Source organism: Pseudomonas sp. SJZ103 (assembly GCF_007828335.1).
In the GTDB taxonomy this organism is placed as follows: domain Bacteria; phylum Pseudomonadota; class Gammaproteobacteria; order Pseudomonadales; family Pseudomonadaceae; genus Aquipseudomonas.
In genome coordinates this window covers 59,436-79,011 of the sequence record NZ_VIUN01000001.1, presented here as the reverse complement: position 1 = coordinate 79,011, position 19,576 = coordinate 59,436, and the positions used below count along the sequence as shown (strand labels likewise).

Genomic DNA, 19,576 nt, shown 5'->3' with positions numbered 1-19,576 from the left:
ACCAGAAGCGCAAAGGTTTTGCAGATGATGCAAGAAATACGTTGTGGCCATTGCGGCCGAAAGCTCGCCGCCGTGTGCGGATTCACAGAATTACAGATCAAGTGCCCGCGTTGCCGGACACTCAACCACTTGAAGGCCGAGAGCCTCCTGACACCGCCGTTGAGCGCCCCAAGCCTTCAGGAGGCAACATGTCTGCGCAACCGATCATCCCCTGGATAGGCGGCAAACGCCGTCTCGCCGACCGCATCTTCCCGCTGTTTCCGGCACACAGTTGCTACGTTGAACCGTTCGCAGGCGGCGCCGCATTGTTCTTCCTCCGGCCTGTACCGGCAGAGGTGGAGGTGCTGAACGACGTCAACGGTGACCTGATCAACCTCTATCGAGTGGTGCAAAATCACTTGGAAGAGTTTGTCAGGCAGTTCAAATGGGCCTTGTCGAGCCGCCAGGTCTTCAAGTGGTTGCAGATGACCAGGCCAGAGACCCTAACCGATATCCAGCGGGCTGCCAGGTTCTATTACCTGCAGCAGTCCGCCTTCGGGGGGCGCGTCGATGGCCAGACATACGGAACGGCTACCACGACACCACCAGGGCTCAACCTGCTACGTCTGGAGGAAGCCTTGTCCGCCGCCCACCTGCGGCTGAGCAGCACTTATATAGAGCACTTGGGCTGGCAAGAGGTGATGAAGAAGTACGATCGTGAACACACATTGTTCTACTGTGACCCACCGTACTGGCAGACGGAGGGATATGGTGTCCCGTTCGGGCTGGAGCAATACGAAGCCATGGCCAAGCTCCTGGGCGAACTCAGGGGCAAAGCGATCATCAGCCTAAACGACCACCCAGATATCCGCAGGGTGTTTGCAGGCTTTCACATGGAAACCACCGACATCAAATACACGGTCGGTGGTGGCAAGGGGAGTGACGCGAGGGAGGTCTTGATCTTCAGCTGGGACATTCAGGCCGAACCTGCCGGTCTGTTTTGATATTCTGTTGCAACAGGTGCAAAAAAATCTGAAGTTGTTTATCTCAGATTAGAGCGCGAGTTTTTCGCGCTCGGCATCAGCTCAACTCATCGAACGGCTCATGGCCAAACACATCCTCCACGGGCTCCCCCGCCTCATATTCCGAATAATGGGGCGCTGCAAACTCTTCGTCCATGGACGTGTCCTCGATAGAAGTAAGGGTCAGGCACAAAAGACCAGTGGCATCGTCAATGCAGCCATGTAGCCGCTGCTTTCCAACCTGTATGTAGCCGCTGCCCTGGGCTTGAAAAAAGGTCTGCTCAAGCACCAGCACATCACCGGTACGCAGGCTACGAGCCTGTGCAATCGGTAACTGCAAACGCCCAAGGGTCACGGCAATAGCCAATTGGAACCGCGTCGGCATCGGCCCGGCAGCGGTGCGCCACGGCCCGGCGTCACACAACGCCAGGAAAGTTTCAGGGGCCAGCCACAGATAGCCCACGACCCGCGACGCCCCCAAGGTTACGCTGAGCCGACAACCAAACCCCTTGGGCCGATCGGTCTCCAGCAATCGCATATACCCCAATAACGCACTCACCTGCGGGCTCAGGTGATGCTGGAACAAAGCCCAGAACCAGGACTCCGGATCGTTGCCGGACGGGGCCAATGTCACCGGGCATTCGCCCAGCAGGCTGAGCAACGGCCCCGCTTCCGCGAGCGCCAGGACACCACACACGGTTTCGAAGCAGAACGCCTCGGCCCCTGCTGGGGCCCGTCCAGGTTCCAGTCGCAGCTCGCCGTCCTCGCCGGCGACCTGAAACGCCAGGCACAAGCCGCGCCCCAGCCGACGGCGTGCGGCAACCGTGTTGCTCTTGATCAAGGGAAAGCTCAAGTGCGGCACTCTCATGCGCAGCCGGTACTAGGCACAAGCAGGTTGACCGGCAACCCCAGCACTGCCGAGAACCGGTCCTCACACTGTTGCCGCACGCCGCTGAGCCAACGTGCCGTGGCGTCATGTTCCGCTTCCAGCTCGATGCTCCAGGCACTCTGCTCACGGCGAACGCTGGCGTTGATCCGCCCCAGCCGAGGCAAGTACAACACCGCCTGCAGCGGCCATTGGGAACCGGCCTGTATACGAGGGGCCAATTGTTCGGTGAGGGCCTCGACCATGGAGGCACCGGCCGACGCCTTGATTCCCGATAAGGAAGCTCCCGATCCAGTGCCTTCATCGTTATCGGCAAACAGTTGAGTGAACAGTCGCACTTGGTCCCAAGGCACTACGCCCTTAGCGCCCGGCTCCCGCTCCTCGCGCACCTCACGCGGACGTGGCCGCTCAAGGGGTTTATTTGAAACCTGGGTCATGTCGGCTCCTGAGCCAGAAGTAGGGATAACTCCTGAAGTTTCTCCACCTGCCGCAGACACTCGGTGACGTGCCTCTGAGCACTCCCGACGCGGCTTTCCTTTTCGTCCTGCTGGCCTTGTAATTGCGCCAGTTGGCCTTGGTCCCGCCGGGTACCGGCAGATAATGTTCGCTCCTGTGCGCCCCACGATTTCAAGGCCTTCAGGCTCAGCACCTGACCCTGATGCTGACTGAGCAATTCAGCACTTTGCCGAGCCTCCTCCTGCCGAGTCTGCTCAAGCGCATTCTTAGCCTGCTGGATATGTGCGAGCAGGGCCTGCTGGGCACGCTTGGCCTCACGCAGGGCGCGCTCGGCGCGGTCAGCCCTATGCCTGCGCAGGCGCCGCAGCGTCTCGACTTCGCCGAGAAGCACATCAGAATGGGACATGGGCGGTCAGATCCTTAAGCAGCTCCAGCGTCGTCAACATCGGCGTAGGCTCGCGCAAGTCCTGGCGCAGGAACCCGTCGACCGCCTGACGGCTGTCCACCGCCAAATCGGTCAGGGCATCGCTGCCAGGTTGATACTCCCCCAGCTTGAGCATCAGCTCGATCTGTTGGTACGCCGACAACAACCGTCGCAATGCCGTACCCGCCTGGATGTCCTCCGGCTCTGCGACGTTGCTCAAGATCCGTGAAAGGCTTGCCAACACATCCACCGCCGGGTAGTGCCCACGCTCGGCAAGCTTGCGGGACAACACGATATGCCCATCGAGCAGCGAGCGAACTTCATCGGCCACCGGATCGTTCATGGAGTCCTGCTCAATCAGCACCGTATAGATCGCGGTGATCACACCGTCACGCGTCAACCCGGCACGCTCCACCAGCCGTGGCAGCAGGCTGTATACCGAGGGAGGCAAACCTCCGCGCCCCAGGGGTTCGCCGGCAGCCAGGCCGATTTCACGCTGGGCCCGGGCGAAACGGGTCAAGGAGTCAATCAGCAGCAATACCCGTTGCCCCTTGCGCCGAAACCCTTCGGCCAATGCCGTGGCCGTGAACGCGGCCCGCGCGCGCTCCATGCTGGAACGATCGGAGGTGGCGCACACCAGTACCGCCTTGGCACGCAACTGGTCATCGAGCTCATGGTCAAGAAATTCACGCAGCTCCCGCCCCCGCTCGCCGATCAGCCCGAATACGATGACATCGCACTCGACGTTACGCGCGATCTCGGCCAGCAAGGTGGTCTTGCCACAACCGGCCCCGGCGAACAGGCCTACACGCTGGCCCTCGCCAATCGTCATCAGGCCATCGATCGAGCGCACTCCGGTGGCCAGTGCACGGTTAATCCTCGGCCGCTCGGTGGGCAACGGCGCTTCACACAACACCGCACTGGTATCCGGTAAGTCAGCCTCGACAAACGCACTCACGCCCTGCCCCGTAATCGGCCGTCCGAAACCATCCAGCACCTGGCCCAACAGGGCCTCGCTGACCTGGACTCGATGGGATACCCCAAGGCGCTCCACTCCAGCCCCTACCCGCACGCCTTCCAAATTACCCAAGGCACTGAGCACCGCATCCTGCTGATCGAAGCCGATGATCTCGGCGAGCATATAGTCGCCCGGACTTTTTTCCACCTGGCACAAGTCACCGATACGCGCCTGGGGTAGCCGGCACTGCAGCAGCATGCCGTTGACGCGCTGGATTCGGCCACGCATCGTCACCGGCGCAAAGCTGCTCAATGACTGGGACTGGCGCTGCTGCCAGGCTTCAAGACGCGCTTGCAGATCTGCACTCACCAGCGCACCTCGTAACGCTGCGCGCCGTCGAAGACCACCTTGCTGTTGTCGATCAGCACCAATCGCAACCCTTCCACTTCGTCGCCCACAAACAGTCGGCCGCCCTCCTCCAGGACCACGTGACCGTTCGGCCCGCCGACGATCTGCACAATCCTGAATGGCAGCGTGCTATCACGCACACGCACACGGCTGATCACCGGCACCGAGCTGTCGAATTGCTCACCAAAACGGCTGAGCATGCGCGCTACCAGCTCCACGTCGTCCTGAGAAACATCTCCGCTGAGCGCCACCTGGCCATTGATCACTTGCAAGATGACCCGCTGACTCAACTCACGCTCGCTGAGCATCTTCAACAGCTGCTGGCGTACTTCAAAAGACGAGGCCAATTCCTGCTTCTGAACCACGGGCTGCATCAGCGAAGCCTGTGCCTCACGCTCCCCTGTGGAGACCATGCCCACTGCCACGATAATTACCGTCACCACCAACACCAGGCTGATCAGGCGCTTTTGCTGCGAGTGCGAGATTGACGATAACTTCATCCCTTGCGCAGGCTCATTGGCCGGTAGCGGCGCTACCGTCGCAGGGGCTGTGGGTTGGGGCCAGGGCTGCTCGGCCAAGGTGACGCACAGGCGCACCCCTCCCACTGAAAACGGCACATTCAGTTCCAGTTTGGCGATCTGCGCCAGTACCTGGCCTTCGGGGTCTCGCAACAGCCCGGCTTCGGCCTGCACCAACCAGTTGGCGTCGATAAACCGCAGGCGCGCATGCTGCTCGACGACGCCCGGGTCGTTCAGCATCAGGTCAGCGTCCGCGTGAGCGCCAATGCTCCACTGCTCCCCAAACAACGGCAACGCAGCGCCCTGACGCAGCCCGTCAAGCACCCTTAACTCAAACATCAGCGAGACCTCCACGCTGGCCATGGCCAAATACTCATGCCACCGCACCACGCATCAGCTCGTCCTGGCCAAGGTCAATGCGCCCCCGCACTTTGACCTTGGAGGTGCTCCCCAACTCGGCGAATGAGAGCACCGGGACATGGTTGAACTCTTCCAGCAGCAAGGTACGCAAAGGACTACGCAGGTCCTGCGCCACCAACAGCACACTCTTGCTCTTGGCCCTTAAGGTAAAGGCCTGGCTGAGCAGGGTGATCAACACAGCGCTATGGTCGTCGTCCAGCGCGAAAAAAACCCCGGTCTGGGTCTGGCGCAATGCCTCGCGCAGGATGTTTTCAGAGTGCGGTGAAAGCAGCCAGGCATGCAGGCCGTCGGCCTCGCTGTACTGGTGAAAAATCTGCGCCTTGAGCGCAATACGCGCGTAGTCGGCCAATGCTTCCGGCTCACGCTCATGCTGGCCATACTCGATCAGCGATTCGACAATCAACCGTACGGCCCGCAGCGGTACACCTTCGCTGGCCAGACGTTGCAGCACTGATGAAAACCGCGATAGCGGCATGATTCGCTGCAGTTCCTGCACCAACTCCGGCTGGTTGTGCTCCAGCCAGCTGAGGATCGACTTGCTCTCCTGGATCCCCAGGAACTGCGGTCCACTGAGCATCATGGCCTGCTTCATGCGTTCGATAATCAGACTGGTCGCAGTAAAGCGTTCCAATTGCGGGTCATCGAGCAGTGGATCATCCGGTGCCAGCCAGACCCAGTCCTGTTCATCACGCTCAGCCAGCCCGGGTATTCCATGCTCAGGCTCGACCGTCAAGGCGTTACGCTCGACGGCCAGATAGTTGACAACCGAGGCCTTGACCATCGGCACTTCATGCACACAGAAACGCATTTCGTCGGCGGCCAGCGAGTCATCGAGTTCGACTTCGAATGGCGGCAGGGTCAGGCCAATATTGGCAACCAGTGCATTTCGGGACTGGCGAATCCCATGAATAAGCTCCGCCACCTCAGGCGCCCCACGCAAAACCGGGGGGAACAGCAACAGGTAAGGGCGCGACGGATCGAACCCGCGCAAGTCCTCTTTTCCGTTCTCTTCGGGACGCACGGCTTCGGCGGCTGCGGCCGCAGGCTCTGCTTGTCGCTGACGCTGGCGCATCAGGTAATACCCCAGGGTGCCGGTTATCAGCGAAATAAGGATAAATACCCCGGTCGGCATACCGGGCACTATCGCAAACGCGAGCATGCCCACCGAAGCGATTATCCAGCTCTTGGGCTCGCTGGTCATTTGCCGGGCAATTTCGGCGCCCATGTTACTGATACCTTTGCGCCCCTCCGGCGCCACGCGGGTGATGATCATGCCGGCGGTCAGGGAGATCAGCAGCGCCGGAATTTGTGCAATCAGGCCATCGCCGATCGTCAGCACCGAATACAACGCCATTGAATCAGCAGCGCTCAAGCCGTGCTGGAACATGCCCGTAGAGAAGCCGCCCAACAGGTTGACCACGACGATGATCAACCCCGCGATAGCGTCGCCCTTGACGAACTTCATGGCCCCATCCATCGCGCCGAACAACTGGCTCTCACGGGACAATTGCTCGCGCTTGTCCCGCGCTTGTGTGCCGTCAATCAGGCCAGCACGCAAGTCACTGTCGATGGACATCTGCTTACCCGGCATCGCGTCCAGGCTGAACCGCGCCGCGACCTCGGCAACCCGTTCCGAGCCCTTGGTAATCACCAGGAAGTTAACCAGGGTCAGGATCAGGAAAATCACCATCCCCACTGCCAGGTTGCCCCCCACCACGAAATTACCAAAGGCCTCGACGATGTCGCCGGCATCCTGCTCCAGCAGGATCAGACGCGTGGTTGCAATCGACAGGGCCAGTCGAAACATGGTGGTCAACAACAGGATCGACGGAAACGACGAAAACGCCAGGGGGCCCGGCAGGTAAAGCGCAAGCACGATCAACAGGCACGAAATGCAGATATTCAGGGCGATCAAAATGTCCACCAGCCAGGTGGGCAGCGGCACAATAAAGATGAATACGATGGCCATGACCACCACCGCGCCCAACACTTCGGCGCGCTGTGCCACTTTGAGCAATACACGGTTGATGGCCGACAGAGCGGTCACGTCATGGTCCTCGGCTCAGCGGCAAATCGTGTAGGCCCGCGCAAATGCCGGTCCAGTTCATCCACCACCACCACAAGCCGAGCCAAGGTATCCCGTCGTACATGACTGTCAGACCACAAGGCCAAGGGCAACTGCTGGAGCAACGGGTATAGCGTCTGGAGGGCTACCACTTGCCGGAGGGATGAGCTCCCTCCCAGATCATTCGCCAGTCGCAGGACCTCAGCAGCCTCAATGCCGCTGCCGGCGTAAGCCAACAGACGCTGCAACAAGCCTACCGCGTCATGTTCGATGCCCAAGCGCCCGATCAACGCATTGCACCCGGCCAACACGGAGCTCAACTGCCCGCAGTCCCGCAGGCCCAGCAGCAAAGTGCGCAACAGGGGCGTGGGCATTGACGACACCTTGGCCGCAATGTCATCCGCCAAAGCCTCACACATCACCTTGAGCCCGACGTGGAACTGCTCACCACCGTATACACCCAGCAAAGCCTGCATCATCGTCGACAGGGACTGGCGCGTGACCACACTGCTGTAGTAGAGCACACGCAGTGCCTGGCGCTCCTGAGGGTCGAGCCCGGCAGACTGCAATGCCAAGGCGATGTTCAGGCCTGCCTGGATCTCCCCTTTGAAACGGGCTTCAAGCTTGGCAATGGCATCGCGCGCCAACGTAGCCTCGGACTGACGGACCTCGCTGCCTGCCTCGGTCACCATATGCTTGAGCACCACGAACGCGCGCGCCGGGTCCCCGTCCGCAAGCTTCAGCAATTTTTCGAGAGTAGGTTTGTCCTGCAATTGCTGTCTGAAGAGTGCTAAAAGGAAAGGCAGCTTCTTCTTGGCCGGATGGCCCAACTGGTCATAAAGTTGCGCAAGCTGCGCGGCTGGGGGCACGCGCACCGTCATCTTCCGCTCGCTCAGCGCTCGGCTGTTGAGCTCCACCTCCTGGCCGAACAGATGTGCAAGCTCATCGATGCCCTTCGCGGGTGCGGGCACTGAGGCATGGCTGATAGCCGCCTGATCCAGGGGGCGGATTGTTTGCACATCGTTGTTGGATTCGACTTTCATGGACACGCCAGTACAGGAAGAGTGTTTCCCTGTGTGGCAATGTCTCCCCATGCAGTTCCATCGAAATCCTCTCTCAATACGAATTTGATAAAACTTGCAAAAGCCTTCAGCGCTCCGTGCAAATCATTGCAAAAAAAACCTTTTATTCAGAATATTTATATATATAAATCATAAAGTTACGATTTTTTTCCGATTGGCACAGGGAGTGCTAAAGGGACCTGTCGACACCCGCTCGACTGCGTCTACCCTAAGGAAAAAAAACATGAATCTCCCCATTGAAGCTTTAGCTCACCTCGTTGGCAGCTCGCCTCAATTCATGCATCACCTGACAGACGACCAGCAGAAAAAGCTCAGGCGCTTCATTCACAAACGCGTACTCAACCCGGAAGATGCGGATGATCTTCTGCAACTGACGTACCTGGAAGCCTGGCGCAACCGCGAGCGTTTCTGCGGCAACGCCTCGCTCAGCACCTGGATGTGCGGCATCGCACAGAACCTGATTCGCAACCACTTCAGGCGCATGTATGCCAAACCCGTGCATTGCGAATTTGATGAGTCGTTGTGGCATGGACAGGAAGAAAACAACAACCTGGATTGGGAATTTGAGATCAACCGCCGCCTTGAGAACACCCTGAGCGCCATTGACCACCTGCCGGCGGAAATGCGCAGGACGATGTACGCCTCGCTGGAAACCGACGGCAGCTACCAGGACACAGCCGACGTATTGGACATCCCTATCGGCACCGTTCGCTCACGACTGTCGCGAGCACGCGAACAGCTCAAGCGCACCACCCAGAACCCGTTTCAATCGTAAATCCGGCTGACTGGCCAAGCGTTGGGCGACAGGGATATCTGCCCAACCGAATCAGACCTTTTTCGTGCGTGCCAGAAAGATCACCAATAGTCCTGACAGCGCCGCACTGATCCCGCCACGACCGAACATCAGCCCAACTGCCAGCAGGGTCAACGAGCTGGTTTGCCCGGCAGTCGAGGAATTGCTTGACGTCATGGGGGTCACTTCACAGCAGACGCGAATCAGCAACCACTCGTCGCCCAAGTCGCGCGTTTCCGATAAACAATTGAAAGCGTAGATAAAAACTCAAAATAAATGCTTGACGCATTCCCGTTCTACGCGAATAATGCGCGCCACTTGGCTACATAGCTCAGTTGGTTAGAGCATAGCATTCATAATGCTGGGGTCCGGGGTTCAAGTCCCTGTGTAGCCACCAAGTACCTGTTTATAGATGTCTACAGCAGTCTATAAACAACCCCAAGAAGCCCGCCTAGTGCGGGCTTTCTTGTTTCTGGCTGTTCACCTCTGTCTACCCCTATACCTTCCCACCGTGTATCCCCCTGTGTATCCTTGGTAAAAAATAGAACTCAGGGGATACATGCCCATGAAGCGTTCTGAAATCAAGCGCCGTCCCTTGTCTGACACCGTCCTGGCAAGCCTGGAGCCCGACACCAAGGAATACCGGGAACAGGACGGCAACGGTCTGTACTTCCGCGTAAAACCCGACGGTCAAAAGTCCTGGCAACTGCGCTACAAAACGCCAGCTGGTAAATGGAGCTGGTTAGGTCTCGGGGGTTATCCAGAGGTCAGTGGCGCATTTGCAAGGCAGAAGGCTTCCGTACTGCGCAGTGACGCAGCCGACGGCAAGAACCCAATGGCGACTAAACAGGCTCGCCTAGCTGCTGAGCTAGCGGCAAATAACAATACGTTCGAGCCACTCGCACGGGAGTGGCATAGCTCGCGGCTCAACTCCTGGGATACCGGTACCGCCAAACGGGTCTTAGGTGCGTTGGAGCGCCATGTGTTCCCCACCTTCGGCAATCGCCCATACACAGGCATTCTGTCGATGGAGTGGATGGAACTGCTACGCGGAATGGAACGACAAGGCATCCTTGAGCAGATGAGCCGAGTCAGAGCCTACTGCAAAGACATCTATGACCTGGCTCGGGTAACCGGCCGAGCGATAAACAACCCACTTGATGGCGTGCATAAATTCCTTTCGGCAGGTAAGCCCGAAAACTATGCCCACGTCAGCATTGAGGAACTACCCGCCCTCCTCCGCGCCATTCGCTCCTACCCTCACGCCAAAGATGTGCAACTGGGCTTGCGCTTGCTGACACTCCTCGCTGTTCGCCCCAGTGAACTACGTGAAGCGTGCTGGGACGAGTTCGACCTTGATAAAAAACTTTGGACAATCCCAGTGGAACGCAAAGGCCGTAAGAAAGGCCTCGAGCACTTAGTACCACTTAGCCGTCAGGCCGTTGAAGCCCTCAAAGAGCTGCACGTCCTGACCGGCGCTTACCCATTACTCTTTCCTGGCAGAAGCGACCGCACCAAACCTCGAAGCGACACGGTATTTCTTATGGCTCTACGCCGTCTCGGGTATGAAGGTCAACAGACAGGCCATGGGTTTCGGCACATCGCTAGCACCGCCCTAAATGAACACCGATTTGATGCTGACCACATCGAGGCTCAACTCAGCCACAAGGCACCAGGTGTGCGCGGAATTTACAACAAGGCCCAGTACCTGGGGCCACGTACAACCATGATGCAGTGGTATGCCGATTACCTTGATCGACTGGAGAAAGGTAACGTGATCGAAGGGCATTTTGGCAGGGTCGAATAATGATGCGTTTCCGTACCCCCTCAAAAAACGGTGTTCCAGGTGTTCCAGGTGTTCCGCAAACGCTGAAAGCCACGTATTACGTGGCCTCCAGACGTGGAACACCTTTTTGTTTTAGCTGGAACACCTGGTGTTCCACACAAAAAAGGTGTTCCACCCATAAAGCGCCAAAAATGGAACACCTCACACCCTCCATACCCGGCTGTAGGCCGCTCGCACTGCGGTTCTTGAGGGATTTGTGTATCACGCGGTCATCAAGTTATCTGAGGGGTGCGGGGGTGATCAGTGCCTTATAGGGAGCTTCTTGGGCATCCGTTGGAGATAGATCCTGACGACCTTCCAAGTCGACTTACGGAGTGCGCTCTGTATCCAGAGTTCGCGGAGCGCTTCGCAGATGCTTTTGATCTGATCGATGAGGGGCGGTATCTCTGGAAAGAATTTTACGTCAGTGATCAAGGCTGGCATCCAGTTGCGAGCCTGGTTGCCTCTAGAGTGAGCTACATGGCTTTCAACATCCGACAGAGCTTCAACAGCTATCCCAGCCATGGATTGGCGAAAGCTATAAGGGATAGCCGCCTCGGTGTCGATACTAAGGGCTTTTCCGACACCCAGCTTGTGGCCGCCCTCGCGATAGATCGCGCTTGTCGATCAATCCAAATCCTTTGGGAATGGATTAACCGGATTGAAGACGATGTACGCAGGAGAGATCCGGTGCATGCCGCTCGACAGTTGATGAGATGGCCACATATTTACCTGGAAGCGGTCAACGATCATCGGCAGAGCTGCCCCCATTTAGAGATTGAAGCTAGAGAATCCGCCGCCATTTACATGGGTGACGCTCGGAACTACATGACTATCGCAATCGCATATCTGAACCCGGACCTCACCGAAGAGGAAAGGGTGGCAGTTAGTCGCGGCGCGGTGACTGCGGATCGCTATGCCAGATCGCGAAAAGGCACTCTTAAATCTGCCGAGGTCAGAAAATACGTGCATGCAGATCGGGACGCGGCCATCTGCAAAAAAGGCGAAGAGAGAAAAAATTCAACCGGAACGGAGCATGGTGTTGCGCCCTGGATGGTCAAGTATGGTTTCGGCGCCGGGCTTGGCGCAAAACAGGTCTACAACATCTTGGTCGCTGGCCGCGTCCTGACTCGGAAGAAAAAAAAGAAGAAGTGAGCTAAGCACATTTCCCATTGAGTAAATAGATTCGCTCTTGTTGATCACAGAGACAACAGGAGTCAGCCATGAACACCCGTGTCGCACATGTTTCAATTACCGTAACTACCAAAACCGAGCTCCCCCCTTCGCACTTAACAAGTGCTTCTGACGACCTTCTCTCGGCGGGCCAATTGGCATATGCCCTCCGTATACCTGGTCGTACCCTCGCAGAGTGGCGACATCGCGAACACTGGATTCCCTTTACTAGGGTTGAGGGTCGTCCACTTTATAGCCGCAAAAAAGTGTTGGCCTGGCTCGAAATGAGAAGGCGTGATGTCTTGGCGCTTGAGCAATTGGAGCTCGACGATGTGAGGGCAGGCAAATGACCAAAGCTCAAGACAGCCACGTTGTTGCAACGCCTTGCAGACTAGACCCACTCACGACGTTGATTCGAATAAATGAAGTCGTAGCAATGGTGGGCTTGGCAAGGCCCACGATTTACAAACTTATGCGCCAACCGGAAAGCGGCTTTCCTCTCCCCGTCAAACTCAGCGAAAGCACCGCCCGTGGAGCGCCGGTAGCCTGGGTTTTGAGTGAGGTTCAAAGCTGGGTGCGAGCACGCATCGCGCTACGCGCCAAGGAGGCCGCATGAGAGCGTCTGTAGCCCAAAAGGCGGCGTTACATCCATTCTCCCTACTCCGGCAAATCGGCCTATCTCCGGCGACCATGCAACGCCTCATCCGGTATCGAAATAAGCACGAAAGCCTGGGCCGGGCTGTCGTCGTCATGACCTGGCCTGACGGCACTTGGGGCGTACTCGCTATGCACACCGAGAAGTTCAGCCTCGTCGCTATCGACAGTGACCAAAAAGCAGCGGCCTATGAGGATGCTCGCTCGATGAATGAGGGCGGTTATCTACCGCTGCTTAACCTGCGCTGGGAATTTCATGCTTGAAATGAAAACGCCCCCGGCTGCAACCGGGGGCGTTGGAGGTAAATCTAGATGCCCAATCAATGTATTTCGCCCCCAGCAAATCTGCAAGATTCGCTTGTGGTTGCACGTCGGAAAACTGAGCGCTATGCTCTGGCCGTCGCTGCAAATTCAGCGACCGGGTTTAGCGGCCCGAGTTTAAGAAGGCGCACAGGCGCCACCATTTCGATTGCAGGCGCTTTTTTTGTGCCCGCACTCCTGCGTTATGGCGGCTGTGCACGGGAGACCTTCGGGTCTGCCGGGTTCCTTCTTACCCGGTCCGCTAACCCGTGCATAGCTGCCACCCATATTCGTTTAGCGGCGATTCGTGGCAGCTTCTACTTAAGAAGGAGCTCCACCATGCACGCCCTCAATCCGTCCAAAATCCGTGCTGCTGCCCACCGGGCAATGGCTCGCGCCGCTCTACATGCAAACTCCAGCCTCCGTTCTCGCCTCGCCCGTTACAACTCTCACATGGAAAAAGCACGCGCCCTGGAAGCCACAGGGGGTGTGAAATGAAATCGAAATGCCTCGCTCTGCCAGAAGAGCTTTTGACCGTCTCCGGCGACGTCGAAGCAGGCATACCAATCGATGCGATCAGCTGCGCCATCATTCGCGCCGACTCAGTCTTGGCCTTGCTTGAGGAACACTTCATAGAGGGCAGACCGCCGCTCCCATCAGCGATAGTGGCGGGCACTCTTTGGGATGTACGCGGCGCACTGGCTCTCATAAAAACACTGGCCGAACACGGCCATGATTCCACTCGCAAAATGCCTCGTGATGGAGGTGCCCAATGACCTCGCCAGCCGAACACAAAACACCGGGCCATACCCAGTTCACCAAGGTGAATAAAGAAGGTCGGATGCTGTTTCGCGTCAACGCAGGCATATCAATCGATGAGGCTTTAGAGGTCGCATCACACCTGCAATTTTTCGCCAATCAATTCGCGTTCGACGCCGCCATGACCGATAACTGCGAGCGGTTAAGTTGGGCGTCTTATTACCTCGGCGAGATGGCAAAAGCACTCATCGATGACGTCACGGACGGGCTATTTCTTGCGAGGCCTGACCAATGACCGAGCGCCGCGCTAAAACAGGCAAACGCCCCAGTTTCGCCCAGGTGAAAGCCGCCTCCCTTAAGGCTATTGACCGAGTGTTGGCTCACTGGCTACCCAACGGGAAACGCGAAGACGGCGGCAAGGAATATTCAGCGCCGAATCCAACTCGCGCCGACAAGCACGCCGGATCGTTCAAGGTGAATTTAGCCAAGGGCACCTGGGCGGATTTTGCCACCGGCGACAAGGGCGGCGACCTGATTGATTTGGTCCGTTATCTGGATGGTGGAACAGAGGTCGAGGCGTGCAACAAACTCGCCGAGTTTTTGGGTGTAACCAACGACTCAAATAGCGTCTCAACAGCTGCGAAATCGGCGCCAAGCAAAACACCGGATTGGGTGGCGATCCGCCCCATTCCTGATGAGGCCATGGCGAAAATTTTGGTCAAGCATCGCCAGCATGGAACGCCCTCAAAGGTTTGGATTTATCGAGACGCCGACGCCCTGCCGTTGATGGTGCTCTATCGCTTTGACCTGCCTCCAGATGACAGCGGCAATCCGCGTAAGGTGTTTGCACCTCTGACCTGGTGCAAAGGCAAAAATGGTGTCCTCCAGTGGCGCTGGCAAGGTTTGCCGGAACCGCGTCCGCTGTTGCATCTCGACCACCTCAAGCAACGCGACGTGGCACCCGTCGTGGTGACCGAGGGCGAGAAATCTGCCGACGCCGCCGCACACCTAATGCCCGGGTACGTGGCCACCTGCTGGCTCAACGGAACGAACTCTTGGCGCAAGTCTGATTTTAGTCCGTTGATTGGGCGCGATGTGCTGCTGTGGCCTGATAACGATGCGCCAGGGCTCAAGTGCATGGATGAGCTGGCCGAGCACCTGCGCACGCTGGGAGCGGCCTCTGTGCGCGTTCTGGCGCTCGCGGTGTTCAGTCAGCGACCCGGCCTCAATGGAGAGGCACCGACCTTTGCCAAGGGCGGTGTGTGGGCCGACGGCGATGATGCTGCCGATGCACAGGCAAAGGGTTGGACGCCCGCCCACTTTGCCGAGCTGGAGCGCACAGGAGAGCTTTTCTCTCTGCCCCTCACGACGCCTCGCGACAAGCCGTCCAAAGCCAAGCAGACCAACAGTAAACAACCCGCTAGGAAACCCAAAACCAATACGCTGCCAGGTGGCTTTCGGCTCACATCCGAAGGCGTATTTTATGCCGGCGATGATGGTGAAGCTCGGCCAGTCTGCTCTCGCCTGGAAATTCTCGCCCGCACCCGGGACGAAAAGGGCAATAACTGGGGCTTACTGGTCGAGCTGGATGATCCCGATGGGGATAAAAAACGCTGGAACATCCCCGCTCGCAACATGGCCGGTGACTTCGGCAAGGAAGTGTTGGGGCCTCTGGTGGATATGGGCTTGCGGTTGGCGGGAAGTCGGTCAGGGCGTAACGCTCGCAACGATTTGCAGGGCTACCTGCAAAGCTATGACAGTGACAAACGCGCCCGAGTGGTTAACCGACTCGGTTGGCATGACGATGCCTATCTGCTCCCAGAGCAACAGATTGGCGTCAGCAAAGAGCAGCTGCATTTCTATGATGCGGGTGCTCAACTTCCGCCCATCAGTCAGGCCGGAACACTCGCACAATGGCAACGCCATATTGGTTCCCTATGCATTGGCAACCACCGCCTGACGTTCGTTGTGTGTGCCGCTTTCGCAGGGCCAGTACTGCATATGCTCGGGCATGAGTCAGGGGGCTTTCACCTTTACGGCGATAGCTCCGGTGGGAAAACCACCCATTTGCAGGTGGCCGCATCGGTCTACGGTAGCCCACGTTGCGTACGCTCCTGGCGCTCTACTGACAACGCCCTCGAGTCCATCGCCGCCGCGCACTCAGATGGCTTATTGGTGCTCGATGAAATCGGCATGTGTGATCCGCGCATCATTGGCGAAACGGTTTACATGCTGGGTAATGGCAGTGGCAAAGCACGCGCCAATGATCGAGGCCAGGCCGGTCGTCACGTTCAGGAATGGCGTTTGTTGTTTCTCTCGACCGGGGAAAAGACGTTAGCGCAGCACATGGCAGAGGCAAACAAGGATCTTAAAGCGGGCATGGAAGTACGCATGCTCGCAGTACCTGCCGATGCCAGCAAAGGGCTTGGAATGTTCGATGCCCTCAATGGTTTTGAGGATGCTGCTGCGCTTTCAGACGCTCTAAAAGCGCGGGTGACCAAATACTACGGCACCCCGCTAACCGCCTTCCTATCGGCCCTGTGTGAGCCCGGAAAGATGCTGGGGTGGTCGACCATTTTGCGCCACACCATTGAGCGGTTTGTCTCGACGTCACTACCCAAATCAGCGAGCGGACAGGCCCAACGTGCTGCCACTCGCTTTGGATTAGCGGCTGCTGCTGGAGAGTTGGCCACCGCCCTGGGGATAACTGGCTGGCCAGAGGGGGGGGCGACCACGGCGGCAAAGGTTTGTCTCAATGCCTGGCTGAATGAGCGAGGCGGCGCCGGAAACTTCGAGAGTGATGCCATCGTGGCGCGGCTTCGCCAAGTGATCGAGCGTTTTGGGGAGAGCCGTTTCACTCGCTGGGAATCCGCCGCGGCCAAGATCGATGAGCACGGCCCTCGCACCATTGACCGGCTGGGCTTTCGCAAGACGCTGGAGCACGGCCTGGGTGATGCGCTGCACACCACCACGACCTACTACGTACTACCCGAGGCTTGGTGTTCCGAAGTTTTCAAAGGCATGAACCTGAACGCCGTTAACAAAGAGCTATTGAGCCGCGCCATTTTAGAGCCCGGCAGCGATGGCAAAGCGGCTCAATCCGTAAGGCTGCCGGGCATGCCCAAAGCCCGTGCCTACGTTTTTAACTCGTCCGCACTCATGGCGGATGACAGCGGGCACTCCTTCGAGGCCGCATAAATTAGTTATCCATTTTGGCCTGCCATTCCGGCAAGCCTTTCGCAGCACCATATGTAAATGGAGATACCCCCATGTTTAAAAGAAACACGCTTTCAACCCCTGAAATCAAAGCGGCTCAAACCAAACACGCAGCTCACCAAAAAACGCGCCAAGAACTGGAAAGGACCAAGGAACAACTAGCCCGCAAATTAGCGTCCTTGGTCGCTGAGGACGCTCTGGACAAGGAAGCCAAAGCATCCGCGCATGACAAAGCACTTAAAGCCTACAGTGCGGCCATTGCTGCTGGCGATACGACTGCTGAGGCCGAAGCAGATACAGCGCTGCAATCAATCCTCAGCGAGTCGGACAGAAGCCGTGGCAAGCACCTGGCTCGGACTGCTGCCATCGCTAAACTTGAACAGGAAGTGGGTGAGATCGACCAACGACTCGAAGAGTGCGGCCAAGCATTGGAGACCTCACACAAAGAGCTGTTGAGGGCAATCCTGTACAAACGAGCGGAGCAAATAAGAAGCAGCGCTAATGAGTTGGTGGCAGTAGCCAAACGATACCAGCAGGTCGCGTATCTCATGGGTCTGCAAGGCTCTTTGCAGGACATTCGGATTCCCTTACCCCCCACTCACCGGGAGGACCGGTTTGACTACGTCGGCCCTCATACAATTAGGACAGGCCCAGAGAGACCGCCGGTTGAGGAACTGCTGTTGGACTGAATCGACACACCATCAACGTGGAACACCTTTTTCCGTTGGAACACCCGGTGTTCCAACTAAAATAAAAAGGTGTTCCGGCCTGAAAGCCACGAGATACGTGGCTTTCAGCTTTAGTGGAACACCTGGAACACCTGGAACACCGTTTTTTGAGGGGTATTGGTTTTTAACCTCCGTCACCCCGTCTCATTCGGCGCCGTCAGCGAGGTTCTGTACGAAAAGTCCGTATGGTTAGAATCGCGCCATGATTGGCTGGAGGCCCGCATGTCAAAGCGTTACGAACTCTCCGATGCATCTTGGGAATTGATCAAGGATCTGGTTTCTCCCGAGCAGAGGATGGGTCGACATCGAACACGCCTTTACGCGCTGCTTACAGCCGATCAGACTCTTCCTCCGACACCAAATACTCAACAAAATCCAAGTAGGAACCCCATACTTCAGGTGCTGTCATCAATGCTTCTTTACCAATGCGGTTAACATCAATCGCATCACACCAGAACACCTGCCCCAACTGGGAGTTGCAGTCCATCACGATTAGACCTTCAGCAGGCTCCCCCAACACAAGATAATTTGAAGAAAGTGGGCCACTGCTTCTCAAACGCTTCGTTTCAACAAGAACATTAGTTGGAGATTCCCAACCGATCTGGTGCAGCGGTAAAACATAAATACCACTTCCGTCAAAAAACTCCCCCACCAATTTGAAGCTACTGGGAAGTGATACTTTCAACTCATGCTCCAGCTTTTCAATAAAATCCGGGGCCACTGCGCGAATACCATTCAACGACTCAAATCGACTCCTTACCATCTCTAAGCTTGACATACCAACCTCACTGTTTTTTACACGCCACTGCCAATATTCTTTAGGTTTTGTACGAAAAGTATTGCCGTATACAACGTGGGCAGCAGCGGGGTTTGCCACGCACATGCCAGACCGAATCTACTACATCTATCCTCACACAAATCACTCCTGACGCAACCTTGCCGACCGTTGAGGAGCGGCTCTCGGACTGAATCAACAGACTATCAACGTGGAACACCTTTTGCCGCTGGAACACCTAGTGTTCCAGCTCAAATAAAAAGGTGTTCCACTCTGCAAGCCCCGTAACTCGTGGCTTTCAGCCTTAGTGGAACACCTGGAACACCTGGAACACCGTTTTTTGAGAGGTATCGGTTTTTAACCCCCATCACCCCATCGCATTGCGCGCCTTCAGCGAGCATCAGAGGGTCGCCACACGCCTGCCGCCAAGCGTCTAGACAGCAGGCAAAACAACACCTTTCCGCGCTGTTCATGGGTCCTTTGGGAGGTTATTTGGATTGGGGTAATTCGAACCCCGATGTTTTTACAGATTCAAGTGGCTATAGGGGGTTCCGTCTCCGGTTGGGTAGCGAACTCAGTAGGTGACCAACACAGCGTATGCGGTATTAGGGCTGCTTGCATCGGACATAGTGAAAAGACTTCGCTCACATGCTGGGTTACCTGCTGACGAACCTTTGCCAGGCGAATGGGATCGGGATAAGAACATGACTGAAGTGATAGTGCATCTAGATGAGCTTGCAAGGAAAAGTCTGTTGCGAAAATCTCCTGGCGAAGTAGCGTAAGCTCGCAGCTGGGGACTCAAATCCCCATAAAAGGAAAAGAGGAGCAAGACACATGAGCAATACCGATGCAGTGGATTACCTGGTACGTGTAGTAAAGGAAAGTTCGCGATGTAGCGCCGCGCAACTCGCGGCTCTAGAGGGGCTGGGTGAAGCAGGTGGCAATGCGGCGATTGATTGCCTGATCGCGTATGCCAATGATGCGAGCGGTGGAAGTTCAGGGCATTTGGCTGCATTGAGAGCGCTAGGGCGAGCCGCTCGTAATGCATAACTAACAGCATTACGGATACCGCCGCTTCTGTAAAACGGGGCGACACTGAGCCAGGGTGTGGCCCCTTTTTTATTGCCTACGGTTA

At 57.1% G+C, this 19,576-nt stretch carries 20 protein-coding genes, 1 tRNA gene and 2 pseudogenes; 14 read left to right on the top strand and 9 right to left on the bottom strand.

The window, feature by feature from the left end; genetic code table 11:
* The first annotated feature begins 24 nt into the window (after nt 1-24).
* Together FBY10_RS00375 and FBY10_RS00370 are read left to right on the top strand one after the other, a co-directional pair.
* Nucleotides 25-219, top strand: a complete 195-nt coding sequence (locus tag FBY10_RS00375) for a Com family DNA-binding transcriptional regulator (protein ID WP_371920951.1) — start codon at nt 25-27, stop codon at nt 217-219.
* On the top strand, nt 189-983 hold the full coding sequence (locus FBY10_RS00370; protein WP_145335557.1) for a DNA adenine methylase: 795 nt from the start codon (nt 189-191) through the stop codon (nt 981-983). Before FBY10_RS00375 ends, FBY10_RS00370 begins: the two co-directional genes overlap by 31 nt.
* 79 nt (nt 984-1,062) lie before the next feature.
* Here the strand turns inward: FBY10_RS00370 and FBY10_RS00365 are convergent.
* The 7 genes and pseudogenes from FBY10_RS00365 to sctW all read right to left on the bottom strand — a co-directional run.
* Nucleotides 1,063-1,869, bottom strand: a pseudogene (locus FBY10_RS00365) (YscQ/HrcQ family type III secretion apparatus protein); the annotation flags it as partial.
* A complete protein-coding gene (locus FBY10_RS00360) occupies nt 1,866-2,324 on the bottom strand; it encodes a type III secretion system HrpP C-terminal domain-containing protein (protein WP_145335559.1) in 459 nt (152 codons plus the stop codon). The gene FBY10_RS00360 and the pseudogene FBY10_RS00365, both read right to left, overlap by 4 nt.
* On the bottom strand, nt 2,321-2,749 hold the full coding sequence (locus FBY10_RS00355; protein WP_131700418.1) for a YscO family type III secretion system apparatus protein: 429 nt from the start codon (nt 2,747-2,749) through the stop codon (nt 2,321-2,323). Before FBY10_RS00355 ends, FBY10_RS00360 begins: the two co-directional genes overlap by 4 nt.
* On the bottom strand, nt 2,736-4,094 hold the full coding sequence (locus FBY10_RS00350; protein WP_131700419.1) for a FliI/YscN family ATPase: 1,359 nt from the start codon (nt 4,092-4,094) through the stop codon (nt 2,736-2,738). Before FBY10_RS00350 ends, FBY10_RS00355 begins: the two co-directional genes overlap by 14 nt.
* Nucleotides 4,091-4,990, bottom strand: a complete 900-nt coding sequence (locus tag FBY10_RS00345; protein ID WP_131700461.1) for an FHA domain-containing protein — start codon at nt 4,988-4,990, stop codon at nt 4,091-4,093. Before FBY10_RS00345 ends, FBY10_RS00350 begins: the two co-directional genes overlap by 4 nt.
* Before the next feature lie 34 nt (nt 4,991-5,024).
* Nucleotides 5,025-7,118, bottom strand: coding sequence for a type III secretion system export apparatus subunit SctV (sctV, locus tag FBY10_RS00340; RefSeq protein ID WP_145335561.1), 2,094 nt, complete (start codon nt 7,116-7,118; stop codon nt 5,025-5,027).
* Nucleotides 7,115-8,179: a type III secretion system gatekeeper subunit SctW gene (sctW, locus tag FBY10_RS00335; protein ID WP_145335563.1), complete on the bottom strand. Its 1,065-nt coding sequence runs from the start codon at nt 8,177-8,179 to the stop codon at nt 7,115-7,117. Before sctW ends, sctV begins: the two co-directional genes overlap by 4 nt.
* Nucleotides 8,180-8,441: 262 nt before the next feature.
* Between sctW and FBY10_RS00330 the strand changes: the two genes are divergently transcribed.
* Nucleotides 8,442-8,993: an RNA polymerase sigma factor gene (locus tag FBY10_RS00330; protein WP_131700422.1), complete on the top strand. Its 552-nt coding sequence runs from the start codon at nt 8,442-8,444 to the stop codon at nt 8,991-8,993.
* 51 nt (nt 8,994-9,044) lie between these two features.
* Here FBY10_RS00330 and FBY10_RS31420 read toward each other — a convergent pair whose 3' ends face one another.
* Nucleotides 9,045-9,188: a hypothetical protein gene (locus tag FBY10_RS31420; protein WP_178116706.1), complete on the bottom strand. Its 144-nt coding sequence runs from the start codon at nt 9,186-9,188 to the stop codon at nt 9,045-9,047.
* A 143-nt stretch (nt 9,189-9,331) separates the two neighbouring features.
* On the opposite strand from FBY10_RS31420, the gene FBY10_RS00325 reads away from it, so the two are divergent.
* From FBY10_RS00325 to FBY10_RS32085, 10 genes and pseudogenes are all read left to right on the top strand, one after another.
* Nucleotides 9,332-9,408, top strand: a tRNA-Met gene (locus FBY10_RS00325).
* 168 nt (nt 9,409-9,576) lie between these two features.
* Nucleotides 9,577-10,818: a tyrosine-type recombinase/integrase gene (locus tag FBY10_RS00320; RefSeq protein ID WP_145335565.1), complete on the top strand. Its 1,242-nt coding sequence runs from the start codon at nt 9,577-9,579 to the stop codon at nt 10,816-10,818.
* 498 nt (nt 10,819-11,316) lie between these two features.
* Entirely contained in the window at nt 11,317-11,991 is a 675-nt protein-coding gene (locus tag FBY10_RS00315) for a hypothetical protein (protein WP_145335567.1), read from the top strand.
* A gap of 364 nt (nt 11,992-12,355) precedes the next feature.
* Nucleotides 12,356-12,625 (top strand): AlpA family transcriptional regulator, encoded by a 270-nt coding sequence (locus FBY10_RS00310; protein WP_108573852.1) that lies wholly within the window; start codon nt 12,356-12,358, stop codon nt 12,623-12,625.
* The gene (locus FBY10_RS00305) at nt 12,622-12,927 is read left to right on the top strand and encodes a hypothetical protein (protein ID WP_065941049.1); all 306 of its coding nucleotides are present in this window, start codon (nt 12,622-12,624) and stop codon (nt 12,925-12,927) included. The genes FBY10_RS00310 and FBY10_RS00305 overlap by 4 nt, the downstream gene beginning before the upstream one ends.
* A gap of 530 nt (nt 12,928-13,457) precedes the next feature.
* The gene (locus FBY10_RS00300) at nt 13,458-13,739 is read left to right on the top strand and encodes a hypothetical protein (protein WP_092358861.1); all 282 of its coding nucleotides are present in this window, start codon (nt 13,458-13,460) and stop codon (nt 13,737-13,739) included.
* The gene (locus FBY10_RS00295; protein WP_145335570.1) at nt 13,736-14,017 is read left to right on the top strand and encodes a DUF3077 domain-containing protein; all 282 of its coding nucleotides are present in this window, start codon (nt 13,736-13,738) and stop codon (nt 14,015-14,017) included. The genes FBY10_RS00300 and FBY10_RS00295 overlap by 4 nt, the downstream gene beginning before the upstream one ends.
* Entirely contained in the window at nt 14,014-16,920 is a 2,907-nt protein-coding gene (locus FBY10_RS00290; protein ID WP_145335572.1) for a DUF927 domain-containing protein, read from the top strand. Before FBY10_RS00295 ends, FBY10_RS00290 begins: the two co-directional genes overlap by 4 nt.
* Before the next feature lie 71 nt (nt 16,921-16,991).
* Entirely contained in the window at nt 16,992-17,627 is a 636-nt protein-coding gene (locus tag FBY10_RS00285; RefSeq protein ID WP_145335573.1) for a hypothetical protein, read from the top strand.
* Between the two features lie 261 nt (nt 17,628-17,888).
* A pseudogene (locus FBY10_RS32085) lies at nt 17,889-17,978 on the top strand (IS5/IS1182 family transposase); the annotation flags it as partial.
* A 16-nt stretch (nt 17,979-17,994) separates the two neighbouring features.
* Here FBY10_RS32085 and FBY10_RS00275 read toward each other — a convergent pair.
* Nucleotides 17,995-18,543, bottom strand: a complete 549-nt coding sequence (locus FBY10_RS00275) for an SMI1/KNR4 family protein (RefSeq protein ID WP_256663396.1) — start codon at nt 18,541-18,543, stop codon at nt 17,995-17,997.
* A 732-nt stretch (nt 18,544-19,275) separates the two neighbouring features.
* Here FBY10_RS00275 and FBY10_RS00270 point away from each other — a divergent pair.
* Nucleotides 19,276-19,491 carry a hypothetical protein gene (locus FBY10_RS00270; protein WP_145335576.1) on the top strand — a complete coding sequence of 72 codons (216 nt, stop codon included), beginning with the start codon at nt 19,276-19,278 and terminating at the stop codon, nt 19,489-19,491.
* The last annotated feature ends 85 nt before the right edge of the window (nt 19,492-19,576 follow it).

Coding starts and splice junctions, on each gene's coding strand:
- FBY10_RS00375 (WP_371920951.1), top strand. CDS start 25: ATGATGCAAGAAATACGTTGTGGCCATTGCGGCCGAAAGCTCGCCGCC.
- FBY10_RS00370 (WP_145335557.1), top strand. CDS start 189: ATGTCTGCGCAACCGATCATCCCCTGGATAGGCGGCAAACGCCGTCTC.
- FBY10_RS00360 (WP_145335559.1), bottom strand. CDS start 2,324: ATGACCCAGGTTTCAAATAAACCCCTTGAGCGGCCACGTCCGCGTGAG.
- FBY10_RS00355 (WP_131700418.1), bottom strand. CDS start 2,749: ATGTCCCATTCTGATGTGCTTCTCGGCGAAGTCGAGACGCTGCGGCGC.
- FBY10_RS00345 (WP_131700461.1), bottom strand. CDS start 4,990: ATGTTTGAGTTAAGGGTGCTTGACGGGCTGCGTCAGGGCGCTGCGTTG.
- sctW (WP_145335563.1), bottom strand. CDS start 8,179: ATGAAAGTCGAATCCAACAACGATGTGCAAACAATCCGCCCCCTGGAT.
- FBY10_RS00330 (WP_131700422.1), top strand. CDS start 8,442: ATGAATCTCCCCATTGAAGCTTTAGCTCACCTCGTTGGCAGCTCGCCT.
- FBY10_RS31420 (WP_178116706.1), bottom strand. CDS start 9,188: ATGACGTCAAGCAATTCCTCGACTGCCGGGCAAACCAGCTCGTTGACC.
- FBY10_RS00320 (WP_145335565.1), top strand. CDS start 9,577: ATGAAGCGTTCTGAAATCAAGCGCCGTCCCTTGTCTGACACCGTCCTG.
- FBY10_RS00315 (WP_145335567.1), top strand. CDS start 11,317: ATGGCTTTCAACATCCGACAGAGCTTCAACAGCTATCCCAGCCATGGA.
- FBY10_RS00310 (WP_108573852.1), top strand. CDS start 12,356: ATGACCAAAGCTCAAGACAGCCACGTTGTTGCAACGCCTTGCAGACTA.
- FBY10_RS00305 (WP_065941049.1), top strand. CDS start 12,622: ATGAGAGCGTCTGTAGCCCAAAAGGCGGCGTTACATCCATTCTCCCTA.
- FBY10_RS00300 (WP_092358861.1), top strand. CDS start 13,458: ATGAAATCGAAATGCCTCGCTCTGCCAGAAGAGCTTTTGACCGTCTCC.
- FBY10_RS00295 (WP_145335570.1), top strand. CDS start 13,736: ATGACCTCGCCAGCCGAACACAAAACACCGGGCCATACCCAGTTCACC.
- FBY10_RS00290 (WP_145335572.1), top strand. CDS start 14,014: ATGACCGAGCGCCGCGCTAAAACAGGCAAACGCCCCAGTTTCGCCCAG.
- FBY10_RS00285 (WP_145335573.1), top strand. CDS start 16,992: ATGTTTAAAAGAAACACGCTTTCAACCCCTGAAATCAAAGCGGCTCAA.
- FBY10_RS00270 (WP_145335576.1), top strand. CDS start 19,276: ATGAGCAATACCGATGCAGTGGATTACCTGGTACGTGTAGTAAAGGAA.